The following is a 16,322-nucleotide window of genomic DNA, read 5'->3' as shown; positions in this document are numbered from 1 at the left end:
ATGATTAAAAAATTGAGAGGAAATTTTGTTTCCGGCTAGCTTTGCCCGGAATTATTTATAGCCTTTGTCAATTCCCAGTTTTTTCATTTTGGAATATAAAGTCTGAGCTTGGATCTTCAGCAGCTCTGCAGCGCCACCCGGCCCGGAAACTTTCCCGTTGGAAGTCTGAAGCGCGTTCATAATGTGGTCTCTTTCCATATCTTCCAATGATTTCAGCGGACCCTGTGTTTCCATAGGTTTTTCAACGATTTTTGGCAGATCAAAGCTTTCTATTTCTGTGGTTTTGGCCAGAAGAACACTTCTTTCGATCAAATGCTCCAGTTCACGGATATTTCCCGGCCAATGATAATTCAACAGCTGTTCCAGTGCTTTTTCACTGATAGAAGTGATATTTCTTCTTGAAGCAGCGGCATATTTATTCAGGAAAAAATGGGCCAGCAAGACGATATCTTCCTTTCTTTCTCTCAGCGGAGGCAGTTCAATTGGGAAAACATTCAAACGGTAATACAGATCCAGCCTGAATCTTCCTTCTGCCACTTCTTTTTCCAGGGAACGGTTGGTAGCTGCTACAATTCTTACGTTTACTTTAATTGTGTTATTTCCTCCCAGTCTCTCAATCTCTTTTTCCTGGAGAACTCTCAGCAGTTTAACCTGTGAATCTAATGGCAGCTCCCCTATTTCATCCAGAAAAATTGTGCTGTTGTGAGCCTGTTCAAATTTTCCAATCCTCAATGTATTAGCACCCGTAAAACTCCCTTTTTCATGTCCGAAAAGCTCAGATTCGATAAGCGCATGTGGCAGTGCAGCACAGTTGACCACAACAATAGGATGAGCACTGCGCTCTGAAAGTTCATGAACGGAATGAGCTACTTTTTCCTTTCCGGTTCCGCTCTCTCCTACCACAAGAACAGAAGTATCTGTAGGAGCTACTACCCTTATTTTTTCAACGACATCCTGAAGTACCTTGCTTTTCCCGATAATTCCTTCAATGACTTCGTTATTTCCGGTATCAGTGCACAATTCACAGCCTCTTTCCATGTCATAGCGGTATCTGGCAATGTCAAGCATAACAATCATGTCACGTTCCCGGAAGGGTTTTACCATAAACCCGTAAGGCTGTGTTTCTTTCACTGCTTCCAAGGTAGACTGGTTGGTATTGGCTGAAATATAAAGAAAAGGCAGGTGTATTTCACGCAGTTCCCAGGCGAGATCAATTCCTGTAAGATCACCTTTTAAGATGATATCAAGAAGTACCCAATCCGGCTTGTTGTCTGCAATCAGTTTCCTGGCCTGAACCACTGAAGATGCAATTCCAGTGACCTGATAGCCGGCCTTCATCAGCATCAGTTTCAGATCATTGGCTACAATAAATTCATCTTCTACAATTAATATTTTTTCTTTCATAATAATCAGCCTTTAATTTGAAGGAGTTATTTCTGTATTTTTTCTGAAGGTAATGGTGACTTTTAAGCCCCCTTTGTTTTCGAGATGAAAGGTTCCGTCCAGCTGATCAGTAAGTCCACGCATCAGATTCATTCCCAAAGATTCTGTTTCCTCGATATTAAAATCTTCGGGAAGTCCTACTCCATTATCTGAAATCATCAGTTCACAAAGATCTTCGCCGGTATTTTTAAATGAAACGAAAACTTCCCCTTTGCGGTCATCCGGAAATGCATATTTTACGGTATTATTGACCGCTTCATTGACGATCAAACCCATAGGAACGGCTTGTGCAACATCAAGAAACACTTTATCAGTATCCACCGTAAAGTTGATTTTCCTTTCGGATGAATAACATTCTTTGATATAGGTAATCAGCTCATAAATATACCACGACATGTCAATCATTGAAAGATTGTCAGACTGATAAAGCTTCTGGTGGATAAGAGACATGGCATGCATTCTGTGCTGGCTGTTCTGGATGGCCATCAGGGCATCTTCATTATCCAGATAAGCCGACTGCGTATTCAGCAGGCTGATCACAATCTGCAGGTTATTTTTAACCCTGTGATGGATTTCCTTTAAAAGCCATTCTTTCTCGGAAAGTAATTTTTTCAGCTGTTCGTTCTGTTCATCAATCTGCTTACGCTTCAGTTCAAGGTTTTTATTGGCGTTACTTTTTAATCTTGAGCGGTTATACAGCAAAGCAGCAAAAAGGATCAGCGCCAGAATGCTTCCGATAAAAACATATTTGATAAAAGTATCATTCGCAATTTTAATATCCTGCAGTTTTGCTTTCTGGGTCAGCAGCTGAATGTTTTTATCCTTCTGCTCCGTCTCAAACTGAATTTTAAGGCTGTTGATCTGCTTGCTTTTTTCACCATTAAAAACAGAATCGGAAAGCTTTTTGTACAGCTGATAATGCTGTATGGCATCAAGATATTTTCCCTGTATGGAATCTGCTTTGAACCACATCAAATGATTTTCCGAGCGAAGCATATCATTTCCGTTATTTTTGGCTATTGAATCAAAAAGTCTGGCTTCACGGTACATTTTATCAAAATTCCGGGTCTGGTAATGATAGAAAACAAAGCTCCGCAGCAATGAGGCCTGCTGGTTATTTTTTTCTGCATTTTCACCATAATAGGCCACCAGTTTTTTGTAGTAGGCTTCCGCTTCGTTAAACTGCTTTAGAATAGTGTAGGTGCTGAAAAGGATGTAGTTTTCCGACATTTCAAAATTCTGATCAACAATGGGATACTTTTCTCTGTACTCCTGAATCATGGTAATGGCCTGCTTAAACTTTTTCTGCCTGATCAGCATTGTAGAAATATTATTGGCTACCGTTCTTATATAGCCGTTATCTTTGTTTTTCTTTGCCGTGGCCAGTGATTTTTCCCAATACTTCATGGCATCGTCATTCTGGCGGAGATAATAATACACCATTCCGATGTTGCTGTAAATGGAGCACATCTGCAAAGAATAATCATTCACACTTTCGGCTGTTTTTTCTGCCAGAAGACCATAGCGGAGTGCTTCCTCATAATCTGCCTTCTGAATTTCAACCTGGGAGATAAGATTGTACACACTCTGTAATTCTCTGAATTTCACAGACTGATAAACAGACAGGGATTGTTTAAGCAAGCCCAGAGCCTTATCAGCATTTTCCTTGATGTAGTAAAGCTCACCCAGATCTTTTAAAACACCTGCCTGATTCAGTTTTGATCCTGAATTCTTAAACAGTTCCAATGCTTTTTCTTTCAGTTTGATTTTAGTATCAAAATATTCGGGTTTATTGTCATACATATATGATAATTCATTGTATGCTTCTCCGGCCTGCTCTTTAAAATGATTTTTTTCAAAATAAGAAAGCGCCTGTTTCATGTTGGAAAAAGCAATCGTTTTACGGCCTCTTTCTTTATCTATTTTGGCATCCAGAAATATGATTTTTCCGGCAGACAACGGATCTCCGGATTTCATATTGAGTGCTTTTGCCTGTCGGTTCAGAATAGCGGCACTGTCGAGGTCAGCTTTCAACTCTCCTTTTTTAGTAATATAATAGTTACTCAGGCGCAGCAATAAAGCGATTTTCTGAGTAGTATTGGTGGAAGAGGAAATCTGTTTTCTCAACAGTGCAGGATTTTCCTGGGTCTGTGCTTTTACACTGCATGAAAACATCAAAACCAAAGAAAAAAATACTATCCTTAGTAGATTTTTAGATAAAAAATAAAGGCCGAAATTCATTTTTTAAAGGTAATCTATTATCCTGTAATCTGCCATAGCCGAATACTAGTTTTTACGGTGGTAAAAATAGCAGATAATCATTGCCAGTCCGGGTAAAACCAATGTTACCAGTCCGAACTGTTTCCCTGCATAAGCTCCTAAAAAACAGCCTACCAGAAATCCAAGGATGGTAATCAGCTGTTTCTTCAGGCTTGCCCATGCTTCAGGGTGGTGAAAGCCGCTTGACAGAAGTGTTCCGAAATCCAGGGAAGCCTGGGTTACATTTCCTGTCATCATGGTAGTCGGGCCATGGGTTTCTTTTGCATAAAGTTTTCCGAAAGCATTCTGAAGTCCCATTGCAAAAACGGTAATCATAGCCACAGTATACATCACGGTTTCTGAAAATGTTCCATAGTAACTGAAAACGGCAACAATAATTCCGGCCGACAAAAGCAATGCTCCTTCCCAGAACAACAGGGTATAATGGTTGATGACTTTCCCGGCAATTCTTCCTCCTGCCATAACCGCAAGAATAAAGACCGGAAAAGTAAGCAGCTTTACCCAGGCATGAATATCCGATCCTTCCACAAACTGATAGGCAAATACAATAAAGTTTCCCGTAACATGGGCCGAAAAAAGGGCATCTGCCGATACAAAAGTCACGGTATCGCAATATCCGGCAATCATGGTTAACAATAAGGTGACAAAACCGATATTATGTTTTACTTCCATTTTTTTATTTTAAATGTGAACGGAGCATCCAGGCCATTTTCTCATGGGTTTCCAGTAATCCTGTGATGTAGTCGCTTGTCCCTGAATCACGGAATTCAACAGCGAAGTTTTCAATATTTTCACGAAGATGAATGATGATACTTTCATGGTCGGAAAGAAGTGCTCTGATGTAAGTCAGGCTGTCGTTCGATTCCAGATGATGCTCAGACAAATGCGTTAATGCAAGATATTCTCTTAGAGTGGCCGGTGCGTAATGTCCCAGTGTTCTGATTCTTTCTGCCAGATCATCGATGATGTCGTCCAGCTGTCCGTATTGTGCCTCGAAAAACAGGTGTTTATTGTAAAAATCCGGTCCTTCCACATTCCAGTGTGCTTTTTTTGTTTTGGTATACAATACAAATTCATCTGCTAAAGTTGTAATCAATACTTCAGCAACTTTTGCTAAATTTTCGTTTTTAATTCCGATTGAAGTTTTCATTTTATAATGTATTTAATAAGTAATAATCAAGTGAATATCTTCCTGCTCCCAATGCAAGAACCAGTAACAGAGAAAGGGTGTACATGAAAGGAACGTCCCGCACTTCCGGTGAATCTTTTCTGTGAACCACAAAATATCCGATAGCCGTCACCCCGATTGTCGGTAAAACCGCAAGCCTGGTTCCCAGTCCTAAAATGATCAGAAACGGAACCACCAGATCGGCAAATGATGCAACTATGGCATTGAGTTGATCAGGCAATCCCAGAGGATTTGGAATCACTTCCCTCTGTCCGTTTTCCAGCCTGAATTTCTTTAAACCATGCACTCTGAACAGCTGAATGGCAAGGAGTACCCGGAAAACCAGAAATGAAGCATCATTGAATGATGAGCCTAAATCCGATGAAAGGATCTGTTTTAAAATTTCCATATATATTGATAGTTAAAAAGCAAAACAAGAACAGCCTAAAGCTCCCCAGAATGTATGGTAATTATTAACGGGCACATTGCTCATTCTTGCCTGGTTATGGTTATGATGGTGAATATCGCAGCTTCCTGCACAGCTGTGAATCTGCGAAGCTAACGGAGCTTTTAAATTCTGTTTCGCATTTTTTTCGATTTCTTTCTGAAAATGTCCTCCGGTAGGGTAATATCCGTTATAAAGATTCGTTGGAGACCAATCCGGAAGCACAGGAATAGATGGCGGTGCATAAGATGAAAAGGTTCCTTTTGCATAGACTATTTTCCCGTCTACAATGGTCATTTCCGCTTCAATATTTTTGATCTCTTCATCATCAACTGTGAAATAATCCTGATCAAGAACTGCCAGATCAGCAAACATTCCCACTCTGATATCGCCTTTTTTCTGCTGTTCCTGAGAAAACCATGCGCTGCCTCTTGTATACAGTTCCAATGCGGTTGCCCTGTCCAGCTTTGTATCATGATACAGCTGAAGTCCGCCAACGGTTTTTCCTGCTGTTAACCAATACATGGAAACCCAAGGATTGTAACTGCTTACTCTTGTGGCATCCGAACCTCCGCCTACAGGAACTCCCATTTCCAGAATTTTTTTCACGGGCGGCGTACTTTCTGCAGAGGCAGAACCATAACGGTCTGTAAAATATTCTCCCTGGTAAGCCATTCTGCTCTGGATGGCAATTCCGCCACCAAGCATTTTTACCCTTTCGATATTTTTTTCATCAATGGTTTCCGCATGATCAAAAATCCATGGAAGACCATTGAAGGGAATGTCGCAGTTTACTTTTTCAAAGACATTTAAAAACCGGGTGATGCTTTCATTATAGGTTGCGTGAAGTCTGAATGGCCAGCGATTTTCTACCAGTAAACGGACTACTTTTTCAAGATCTGCTTCCATGTTTTCAGGCAGATCCGGTCTTGGCTGCAGAAAATCTTCAAAATCGGCCGCCGAAAATACAAGCATCTCTCCTGCCCCGTTATGGCGGTACATATCATCGCCCTGATATAATTTTACCGTGTCGATCCAATCGCTGAAATCTTCAAATTCATGTTTAGGTTTCTGGGTAAAAAGGTTATAGGCAATTCTTACGGTAAGTTGTTTTTTCTCATTCAGTTCGTTCACCACCTGATAATCATCCGGAAAATTCTGGAATCCTCCGCCGGCATCAATAACGCTGGTAATTCCGAAGCGGTTCAGTTCTGTCATAAAATGCCTTGTCGAATTCAGCTGGTGTTCGTAAGAAAGCTTCGGGCCTTTCGCCAATGTTGAATATAAGATCATGGCATTAGGTGTGGCAATAATCAGCCCTGTGGGTTCACCGTTAGCATCTCTTTCAATATGTCCGCCAGCCGGAGCCGGGGTATCTTTAGTAAATCCTACCGCTTTCAATGCTGCCCTGTTCATTAAAGCCCTGTCGTACAAATGCAGGATAAAAACAGGTGTTTCCGGAGCAATGGCATTAATTTCCTCCAGGATTGGCATCCTTCTTTCTGCAAACTGGAATTCGGACCATCCTCCCACTACACGTACCCATTGGGGTGAAGGTGTACGGTCTACCTGATCTTTTAACATTCTGAGCGCATCGGCCAGTGACGGAACGCCATCCCATCTTAATTCCAGGTTGTAATTCAATCCGCCACGAATCAGATGGATGTGAGAATCATTGATTCCCGGTACTACTCTTTTCTTTTTAAGATCAATAAGCTCAGTAGATTCATCAGCGAACTGGTCTGCCAGTCCGTCATTTCCGACCGCGATAATTTTCCCGTCTTTAATGGCCACTGCAGAAACTTCCGGAGTTTCTTTATTGAAAGTGTGTATTTTTCCGTTGTATACGATAAAATCTGCTTTCATCTTTAATTATTTGGTGTTCAATTTCGAAATAGCTTCCTGAATTCCTCCTCCGGCAACCGTGAAAAAAGACGGCCCGGCCAATAGAATCAGTTTTTTTAATTTCATTTTGTCGGATAGATGCTGACTATTTAAATATAACTGGACACGATAGGCGTCAAAGGCACCTAAGACCACATTTTCTGCCACCAGAGCTGTCGGAGAATCGATTCCTGCATCTTTGATATCGCTGGCAAAGGATACGGTATGTACCTGCAGTTTCAAAGCTTCCCGCATCGCAACACTTCCTACTTCTTTCATCAAATCAGCATCGAAAGAGTTTCTGTTCCCCAAGCCTATCAACAGCAGTTTTCCGGTGGCAAGGCTTCCTTTTGGAGGATTAATTAATAAGGTTTCCAAAGCGTGTCCTTTGAACTGTCCTTTTTTACGGACTTCTGTAATAATTCCTTTTAATGCTTCATCCAGATGAACCATTCCGTTCAGTTCTTTGGGAAGCGCCGGCGGGTTAAAAATATCTCCTTCCGTGTACTCGAAAACACAGGCGATCTGTAAATCTGCTTTGGCGGCAGAAGGCCCCTGCACCAGTCCTACAACGGAAATTCCGTCAACAGTTCCCCATGTTTTTGAGGTCCCAATAGCTGTTTTTTCTGCAGCAGCCTGTGCTGAAACGAAGTGGGTTCCCGCAGTTGCCAACAGCAATACTGTAAAGATCGTTTTTGACCAATTGATGTATTTTGAAATTGAATTTTGCATAATAAATGATTTAGTAATGATTAAAATTTGAATCCCAGCCTGATATTCCAGAAAACACCGCTTTTTGCGTCCTGAATGATATCTTCAATAAAAGATCCTTTGTGGAAATACTGAAGTCCGCTCACCAAAGAAAAATGTTTGTTGAAATTATAGGTAAAGCTGGTTAAATAAGCCGTTCCGATATATCTTTTATCTGAGCTGCTTCCGGGGCGGTTCAATGCGCCACTTGGCCGGTAAACTCCGTCGTTCAGGGAATATCGCCAGTTGAAGACAACATCCATCTGCATTTTGAGTCTGGAAGTCAGATCAAGGGTCATATATGGGTGAATATCAATTAAATTGACGGGTCCCACTTGCGGGCTGAAGCCGAAATACCCTCCTTTCGGATATAAAGGATTAAAGGTATTGAGCTTTCCATCGTTTTTAGAATGATCTCCTGATATGTAATCGTTTCTCAGATTGATGCTCGGACTGAATGTAAGATTTTCAAACAGATAACCGATATCTACAGAACCCGTCCAGGCACTGATCTTTTCGTTTCCAAAGCGTCCGAACTGATAGGCCGCTTCCAGGTTATAGATAAATCCACCGCCATATTTCCACAGCCTTCCGCCAACTGTATGGCGCTTTTCTCTTGCTGTTCCGGCTTCAAAAACAGATTCGTCTCTACGGATTCCGAGATAATACAGATCCAGATTTCCGGCTTCAGGAATAATGATTTTAGAATAAAGCCCCCAAAGATTAAGCTGCTTTGAAAGGGTATTATCAAAAACTCCGGTCTTGACAGAGTCTGCCATCATTGCAAAAGCATCTACGGAAACATTTTTATAGGAATACATGATTTTAGCTCCTGTAAAAGACAGCCTTGCATTCGGTCCTTCCCTTACAGAAATTAATCTTCCGGAACCGTAATCCAGCTCCTGTCTTCCCAGTCTCACTATCAGCTTTTGATCTTCCTTATTCACCAAACCTGCATCCAGAAAGAGATTCTGAATACTCAGCTGGTCTTCATCAATGCCTCTTGAACCGTTTTTTCTTCCGTTTTGCAAAGCACTTCTGATCTGTGAAAATATTCTGAAGTTTTTCCCGAAATGCCAGTCTGCATGAAGATCATAGCGCTGCAGGAAAAAGTCGTTGTGTCCTATGTTAAGCCTTCCCCAATCTTCATTGTTGAAATCCACATATTCATACCTTGCCTCACCACCCAATGAGAGATAGATATCTTTCTTTTCATTGAGAGGGAGATATTTAATTTTGTCATAAAAGCTCTTTGTGGAATCTTTCAGATATTCATAATTTTCGTCATACCTCAGAAGTTTAAAACTCTGGGACGAGACCATTTCAGAATATAAAAGAACTGTTATGATAAAAGCTTTTAAGAACAGTATTGAAGGTGCAGATTTCAACATTGAAAATGGTATATGAATTTTAGTGATTCAGCATATGATGAGCATAATGGATTCCTAATCCGTAAGAAGCACCATATTTTTTCATAAGGTCAGTTACAGGACCATAGGTTTCCTGGCGTGCCCAGTCTCTCTGAAGTTCCAGGATATACTGAATGGAAGTCATAGGCTTTACTCCTGAATGGATCATTCTCTGCACAGCCCTTTCATGCGCCTCATCACTCACATCGCCACAGGCATCGGTAATGACATACACGTCATAGCCCTCCTCAAGTGCAGATAATGCAGGACCCACAATACAAACGCCTGTCCATAATCCTGCGAAAACCAGTTTTTGCTTCTGGGTTCCTGTAATAGCTTTATATGCGGCTTCATCTTCCCATGTATTCATCGTTGTTCTGTCGATATATCCTGAGGTTGCCATAGGAAATGCTTCTTCAATTTCAGGGAAAACTGGACCTGAAAAACTTTGTTCGGCAACTGTGGTAACGACGGTCGGAACATTGAATATTTTAGAAGCACCACAAAGTACCGCAACGTTATTACGCAGCTCATTCATGGAGATACTTTTGGTGGCAAATGCCATTTGTCCTTCAAAGTCGATCAATACCAATGCATGATTTTCAGGAGAAAGTAGTTTTGATGATGGTTTCATAAAGTTTATTTTATTAAATAATTGGGGTTACGTTAATTGGATGATAGTTTTCTGATGAGTTCTGTACTTACAGTATCCGCATAGATTCCGTAAGCGCTCGTCAGGATACCTTTTACAGAATACTTGTCGGAAGCAATGCCGTAGACTACTTCTTCATCTCCCTGATCGGTATTTCCTTCAAAGCGGAATGTGTATCGTATTTTAAAGTCTTCCGGAGAAACATCAAGAAAATTATTGAGCCTGATGCAATCATTTTTAAGGTTAAAATCTTCTGTATATCCGTTTTGATTAAGCCACTGAACGGCCTCAGTCAACGTATCAAAAGCTGGCTGTATCGTATTCATTTATAAGGAATGCTGATTATTCTGTGATAAAAGCTAAAATATCTTTGTTGATGGTTGGATGCTCTGTAGTCGGCATACCGTGAGGGAATCCCGGATACGTGATCAGCTTTCCGTTCTTCAGTAATTTGGCTGATTTTATCGCTGAATTTTCAATCGGTACAATCTGGTCATCCTCACCATGAAGAACCAATACCGGAATATCCACAGCTTTTAAATCTTCAGTTAAATCTGTTTCTGAAAAGGCTTTGATCCCATCATAATGAGCAACAATTCCACCCATCAGTCCCTGTCTCCACCAGTTTCTCTGTACTCCGTCTTTTACATCAGCACCTTCTCTGTTATAACCGTAGAAAGGGAAAGTAAGGTCATAGTAAAACTGGTTTCTGTTGTTCATCGTCTGTTCTCTGATATTGTCGAAAACTTCCATAGGAACTCCGTCAGGATTGTTTTCACTTTTCACCATTACCGGTGGAATGGCACTGATCAGAACTGCCTTTTTAGCTCTTCCATTGGAATATTTGTTAACATACCGGATCACTTCACCGCCACCTGTTGAGTGCCCGATGTGTACAACATCTTTCAGGTCTAAGAATTCAACCAGTTCTGCGGCATCAGATGCATATTGTTCAATAGTGTGATTGTAGATATTCTGGCTGGAACGTCCGTGGCCTCTTCTGTCGTGGGTAACCACTCTGTAGCCTTTCTGAAGGAAAAAGATCACCTGTGCATCCCAGTCATCAGATGATAAAGGCCATCCGTGATGAAACATTAATACTGGTCCCTGCCCCTGATCTTTGTAAAAAATTTCTGTTCCGTCTTTTAATGTTAATGTGCTCATTGTTGTACTATTTTTTTTGAATTAAACTTATGAGCATAATGCCAAAAAACAACCCAAAACAATAAAGAAATTGGCTTTCAACACATTAATAAAAACAGCCAGTAAATTAAACTACGAAATATCGTAGTTTTATGATTCAACTATTACTAATTTATATAAGAACATATAAAACTTAATCATGGAAAGTGATGACAATCCTCAGAAAAAAGAATACATATTAATGAAGATGAGGCAATTGTTATCCCCATATATTTTAGCCACATCCTTTAAAGATGAAGGTCAATCTTTAATTGTGAGATTGAATCTGCTCATGCCACTAACATGAATCTACGGAGAGATATAGTGTTTTATCAGTTAAATAGCTATAAAAAATTAATGGAACTGAGCTCTATATTGTTGAGGACTTTGATTTGTTTTTAATTTAAATAATCTGCTAAAGGATTGAGGCTGTTCAAAACCTAGCTCAAACGCAATTTCGGAAATACTGAGAGCTGTGGAAAATAACTTATTTTTAGCACGGTAAATCATTTTATCATGAATAATTTGTTGAGTGTTTTGCCCTGTAAGATTTCTTAATAGATCACTTAGATAACTTGCTGACATATGTAGCTGATCAGCTAAATAATTAACGGTTGGAACTCCGGCATTCAAAACCTTATCACTATTGAAATAATCCTCCAACAATTGATCTATACGGTCGATAAGACTAGGATAGTTTTGTTTTCTGGTAATAAACTGCCTATTATAAAAACGTTGTGCATAGTTTAGTAATAGTTCAATCTGCGAGATGATTACATTATGGCTCATATCGTCTATACGGTTTTCAAGCTCTTCTTCAATATCTCTGAATAGCGACAGAATGGTTTCTTTTTCTTTGGCAGAAAGGTGCAACGCCTCATTGGTGGCATAAGAGAAAAAGTGATACTGATGGATCTTTTGTGCCAACGGGTATTGTAGCAAAAAATCAGGATCTATAAGCAGTGTGATCTGCGGGCTAAGTATTTTTTGTTCCGCAGTTTCCTCTTTATCATTCTCTTCTATTGATGAGAGAATTTGTTGAGGAGCTACGAAAAACAAACCTCCCTCCTTAAAATCAAATTTGGTCTGACCATACATTAACTCTCCTCCGGCATCTGGTTTAAAAGCTATTTTATAATAATTCAATACGTGCGATTTATTAGGTGCACGACCTTTAAGTGGCTTGTCTACACCGTTTAACAAAACGATTAAAGGGTGCTTCGGGGGCGGAAAACCAGATGCCTCCATTACGTCAGCCAGTGTATTAAATCTTTTTACGGAATGATTCGATTTTTTTGAAACCATGTTATAAAATTCTAGATTACAAGTTAAGCAATATTCGCTTTTCCCTACAAAAAGAAAAGCGAATAAAAGCATGTCAGAACACCATAGATGATTAACCTTGGGCCGCTTCTGAAATAGTTTTCCAAGTTTCCCATTCCTGAATGCGTTCAGCATAGATTTGTTGAATATGTGGCAAATCATTTTTACCCAATAGTAATCTTAGTGGTGGGTTTTCAGCATCTACAACAGCAAATATAGCTTCGGGAGTGGCTATAGGATTTCCTCGTTCCAGCTTTTGTAAATTTTCCATTAAACTGCTTTTCAAATCATCATAATCCGCTAATTTTTTGCCGGCTATTTTTAGCGATTCAGCACTGCCAAATTCAGTACGATATGCCCCCGGTTCAATCAGCGTTACTTTGATGCCAAATGCTGCAACCTCTTTAGATAAACTATCGTAAATAGCTTCAAAAGCAAATTTTGAAGAACAATAATACCCAATAAGAGGATTACTATAAATACCAACAGCGCTGGATGTCCCCAAAATATGCCCATGACCCTGGGCCCGCAGTATAGGTAAGGCTGCCTGAATCACATGAATAGGTCCCATAATATTGGTTTCGTACATGGCTTTCACCTCATCGGTGCTGCTCTCTTCAATGGTTCCTACCAAAGAATATCCGGCATTATTAAACACAATATCCAATCTTCCAAAATATTCGTTGGCCTTGCTAATAGCGTTTTGTACTTGTGAAGCATTGGTTACATCCACTTCAAGAATCAAGACCTGATCGCCATACTTTTCTTTTAATGTGGCAATACTATTGATATTACGTGCTGTAGCCACGACTTTGTCTCCTCGTTTCAAAGCGGCTTCTGTCCATATTTTTCCAAAACCTCTTGAAGATCCTGTAATGAACCAAACTTTTTCTTTCTGTTTATTTTCCATTTTTTAATTGTATTAAGTATATCTGCAAAGTTGGTTCTAAATAGATATACTTGCGTTGCTAAAATGAGGATTATCCTAACCAAAATGAAGAAAGTTATACTATTATCAGGAGTTAAACCTTGTATTTGTTTGCTACAAAATTTATTTTGTAGATTCAAAAGGTAAGTTTAAAGTGCTTTTGTTACGGCTGTATCAGTGATAATCTGTTTTTACTAAATGTTCTTTTTGGTTTATTTTTTACCATTTGATAATTGAAGGCTCTGTTATCTATAGTATATTTATACAATGGAAGCTTTGATAAATTTTATCCTACAATTTGGGGACCTTAATAAACAGCAGATCGACTTTTTAATGAGCAAGGTGGAAATACTCGAATTTAAAAAACACGAATACCTATCGGAAGCAGGGAAAATACCTCGATATGTTGCGTTCGTGTTAGAAGGTGTGTTTCGCTTCTGCTATTATAACAATAAGAGTGAGGAGGTTACCAATTATTTTGTGGACGAAGGTAATTTTGTTGTTGATAACGATAGATTTGAATCGCAGATTGCAGCAACGGAATATGTACAGGCCATTACTGACTGCAAAGTACTTGTTTTTAGTAAAAAGAACTGGGATGAAATATCCAATACCATTGTAGGATGGGAAATGATGAAGGCAAAAATGGTTAAAAAATGCCTTACACTGGCCATGGAACGTCGTAGTCCATTAGTTTCAGAAGATGCCACTACACGTTACCTGTCGTTCATTGAGGCATTTCCCAATCTCATCAATCGCATCCCGCTTTCATATGTAGCTTCTTATCTAGGCGTTACTCAACAATCGTTGAGCCGCATACGCCGTAATATCCATTAACGGCACTTTTTACCATTTGGTAAATGTTTTTTTATGGCCATTTTCAATATTTGCATATTCATAAAATAAAAAAAGATGAGCAAAAAAATCGTATTAATAACCGGAACAAATAGTGGTTTTGGTTGGCTTACAGCCCATAGTGTAGCTGCCTTAGGGCATAAAGTATATGCCACAATGCGTGATACTCAAGGACGCAATGCAGATAAAGCTGCGGCACTTTCAGCTGTAGAGAATATAACCGTTTTGGATGTTACCCTGACAGATGATGAAAGCGTAAAGCAGGCAGTTAACACTATTTTGGATAAAGAAGGCACTATTGATGTGCTGGTGAACAATGCTGGTTACGGCATGACCGGTGTTGCAGAGAGCTTTACTGTGGCCGATGTGCATACTACCTTTGATATTAATGTTTATACCCCTTGGAGACTGATGAAACAGGTATTGCCTGCCATGCGTAAGCAATCTGATGGACTTATTATTAACGTTACCAGCGGCTTTGGAAGGGTATCATTTCCTTTCGCTACCATGTATGCAGCCTCAAAATTTGCGCTTGAGGGAATAAGCGAGGGCTTACATTACGAAGTAAAGCGTTTAGGTATTGATGTAGCTATTGTGGAACCGGGTGCTTTCCCAACTGAAATGCAGCAAAAAAACAATCCTGCATCTGATCAGAGGGTATTCGAGGGATATGGTGCCATTGCCGATATTCCCAATAAAATGGTTGCCGCATTGGGTGCAGAGATGCAGTCTAAAAAACCAAATCCACAGGACGTTGCCGATGCCATTGTAAAACTTATCGGTACTGAAAAAGGTACTAGACCGTTGCGTACTGTGGTTGACCCTATAACCGGTCAATACATTGAAGCAGCCAACCAGGCCGTAGCTGAGCAATTTGCAAAAGGCATAACGGTATTCGGAATGGACGAACTATTATAAGTGAAACATATTTTAATGGAAACGGCAGGAGTATGTGCTCCTGTCGTTCCTTGTTTTAAACATAAGATTTATATCATCTGCTACAAAGCCAATTTGTGCCATTCACAACAGAAGATCTTATCAAGCTCAATTGGAAACAACAAAAGGTTAGTAAGAGTATTAATTACTTTTGTTTTCAAATAATCTTTTTCGAAAGGCTGTTGGACTTACCCCATATTCTTTATGGAATATCTTGTTAAGATGGCTGGTATCTGTAAATCCAAAGTCAAGTGCGATTTCACTTATTCGCCTGTTTGTGTGTATCAGGGCAGCTTCAATCATTTGAAGTCGGTAGCTGCGGATATACTTTTGCAGACTTTCCCCTGTTTCCTTTTTAAAATATTCCCCTACATAGTTTGGTGACAAATGGAATGAGGAAGCAAGTTCTTCAATTTTCAGTGCCGCAGGACGTTTGATATTTTGGTGTACATATCCAAGCATTGATAATGGATGAGATGGTTTATAGGGATAAGCCGTTTGAATGGATGCAATATTTCTTGCAGCAATGGAAATAACTGTGTTCAGCAACTGTTGGATAACTTCTTGATGATGGGGACCTCCATTTTGCTGTTCCCTTAACAGAGCCTCGGCTAAAGCTCTCACCATTGGCTTGTCGGTAACCGTTTTAAGAATACAGCCAGGCAAATGGTCATGATTGTAGAAGATGTATTCAAGTTTCTGCACCCATTCTTTATGCTGGGTTTTTAAATAGTTTTCATTAAACCGGATAAAGAAGAAACTCGTTGTTAACTCTATACGAAAGGAATGTGAATCCTGTGGGAAAATTAGAAAAAGTTTATCTCTACTATAGGGAAGCTCATGATCATTGATAACCTGAATCCCTTTTCCTTCCAAGATAAAAACCATTTCGAAGTAGGTGTTTTTATGAGGAACCGCAGCGTACTCATCTAATGTTAGCATCTCGATTTCAAATGGCCGGTGCAATGTTTTTAACTTCATCCTTGTTTTTTACCGATAATACCTTCAAATATACTAATTTTTAAAAGTAGATTGATGCAATTTTGAATTATCAAATAAAAATTTAA

At 39.7% G+C, this 16,322-nt stretch carries 16 protein-coding genes; 2 read left to right on the top strand and 14 right to left on the bottom strand.

Annotated features, from left to right (window positions below):
• Window positions 1-51: 51 nt before the first annotated feature.
• The 13 genes from CLV73_RS02285 to CLV73_RS02225 all read right to left on the bottom strand — a co-directional run bounded on the left by CLV73_RS02285 (window position 52) and on the right by CLV73_RS02225 (window position 13,446).
• Complete coding sequence (locus CLV73_RS02285; protein ID WP_100375273.1) at window positions 52-1,404, bottom strand: sigma-54-dependent transcriptional regulator; 1,353 nt, start codon at window positions 1,402-1,404, stop codon at window positions 52-54.
• Window positions 1,405-1,416: 12 nt separating this feature from the next.
• Window positions 1,417-3,684, bottom strand: coding sequence for a tetratricopeptide repeat-containing sensor histidine kinase (locus CLV73_RS02280; protein WP_100375272.1), 2,268 nt, complete (start codon window positions 3,682-3,684; stop codon window positions 1,417-1,419).
• Between the two features lie 45 nt (window positions 3,685-3,729).
• Window positions 3,730-4,395: a YoaK family protein gene (locus CLV73_RS02275; RefSeq protein ID WP_100375271.1), complete on the bottom strand. Its 666-nt coding sequence runs from the start codon at window positions 4,393-4,395 to the stop codon at window positions 3,730-3,732.
• Window positions 4,396-4,399: 4 nt separating this feature from the next.
• Window positions 4,400-4,873 (bottom strand): Dps family protein, encoded by a 474-nt coding sequence (locus CLV73_RS02270; protein ID WP_100375270.1) that lies wholly within the window; start codon window positions 4,871-4,873, stop codon window positions 4,400-4,402.
• 1 nt (window position 4,874) lies between these two features.
• On the bottom strand, window positions 4,875-5,300 hold the full coding sequence (locus tag CLV73_RS02265) for a DoxX family protein (protein WP_100375269.1): 426 nt from the start codon (window positions 5,298-5,300) through the stop codon (window positions 4,875-4,877).
• A gap of 12 nt (window positions 5,301-5,312) precedes the next feature.
• Complete coding sequence (locus CLV73_RS02260) at window positions 5,313-7,202, bottom strand: amidohydrolase (protein WP_100375268.1); 1,890 nt, start codon at window positions 7,200-7,202, stop codon at window positions 5,313-5,315.
• Between the two features lie 6 nt (window positions 7,203-7,208).
• The gene (locus tag CLV73_RS02255) at window positions 7,209-7,952 is read right to left on the bottom strand and encodes a M17 family peptidase N-terminal domain-containing protein (protein ID WP_100375267.1); all 744 of its coding nucleotides are present in this window, start codon (window positions 7,950-7,952) and stop codon (window positions 7,209-7,211) included.
• A gap of 20 nt (window positions 7,953-7,972) precedes the next feature.
• Complete coding sequence (locus CLV73_RS02250) at window positions 7,973-9,361, bottom strand: alginate export family protein (RefSeq protein ID WP_100375266.1); 1,389 nt, start codon at window positions 9,359-9,361, stop codon at window positions 7,973-7,975.
• Between the two features lie 19 nt (window positions 9,362-9,380).
• On the bottom strand, window positions 9,381-10,013 hold the full coding sequence (locus tag CLV73_RS02245; protein ID WP_047430847.1) for a hydrolase: 633 nt from the start codon (window positions 10,011-10,013) through the stop codon (window positions 9,381-9,383).
• Between the two features lie 32 nt (window positions 10,014-10,045).
• Window positions 10,046-10,357, bottom strand: a complete 312-nt coding sequence (locus tag CLV73_RS02240) for a phosphoribosylpyrophosphate synthetase (RefSeq protein ID WP_100375265.1) — start codon at window positions 10,355-10,357, stop codon at window positions 10,046-10,048.
• A gap of 16 nt (window positions 10,358-10,373) precedes the next feature.
• The gene (locus tag CLV73_RS02235; RefSeq protein ID WP_100375264.1) at window positions 10,374-11,195 is read right to left on the bottom strand and encodes an alpha/beta fold hydrolase; all 822 of its coding nucleotides are present in this window, start codon (window positions 11,193-11,195) and stop codon (window positions 10,374-10,376) included.
• 372 nt (window positions 11,196-11,567) lie between these two features.
• Entirely contained in the window at window positions 11,568-12,518 is a 951-nt protein-coding gene (locus CLV73_RS02230) for a helix-turn-helix domain-containing protein (protein ID WP_100375263.1), read from the bottom strand.
• Window positions 12,519-12,609: 91 nt separating this feature from the next.
• A complete protein-coding gene (locus CLV73_RS02225; RefSeq protein WP_100375262.1) occupies window positions 12,610-13,446 on the bottom strand; it encodes an SDR family NAD(P)-dependent oxidoreductase in 837 nt (278 codons plus the stop codon).
• A 285-nt stretch (window positions 13,447-13,731) separates the two neighbouring features.
• Here CLV73_RS02225 and CLV73_RS02220 point away from each other — a divergent pair, with 285 nt between their 5' ends.
• Together CLV73_RS02220 and CLV73_RS02215 are read left to right on the top strand one after the other, a co-directional pair.
• Window positions 13,732-14,301: a Crp/Fnr family transcriptional regulator gene (locus CLV73_RS02220; protein ID WP_100375261.1), complete on the top strand. Its 570-nt coding sequence runs from the start codon at window positions 13,732-13,734 to the stop codon at window positions 14,299-14,301.
• Between the two features lie 75 nt (window positions 14,302-14,376).
• Complete coding sequence (locus CLV73_RS02215) at window positions 14,377-15,237, top strand: SDR family oxidoreductase (RefSeq protein ID WP_100375260.1); 861 nt, start codon at window positions 14,377-14,379, stop codon at window positions 15,235-15,237.
• A 159-nt stretch (window positions 15,238-15,396) separates the two neighbouring features.
• Here CLV73_RS02215 and CLV73_RS02210 read toward each other — a convergent pair whose 3' ends face one another.
• Complete coding sequence (locus CLV73_RS02210) at window positions 15,397-16,221, bottom strand: AraC family transcriptional regulator (RefSeq protein ID WP_228424170.1); 825 nt, start codon at window positions 16,219-16,221, stop codon at window positions 15,397-15,399.
• Window positions 16,222-16,322: the final 101 nt, after the last annotated feature.

The sequence above is a fragment of the Chryseobacterium geocarposphaerae genome (genome assembly GCF_002797535.1).
Lineage (GTDB): Bacteria > Bacteroidota > Bacteroidia > Flavobacteriales > Weeksellaceae > Chryseobacterium > Chryseobacterium geocarposphaerae.
The sequence above is the reverse complement of the archived record's forward strand: the minus strand, read 5'-3'. Positions and strand labels throughout refer to the sequence as shown.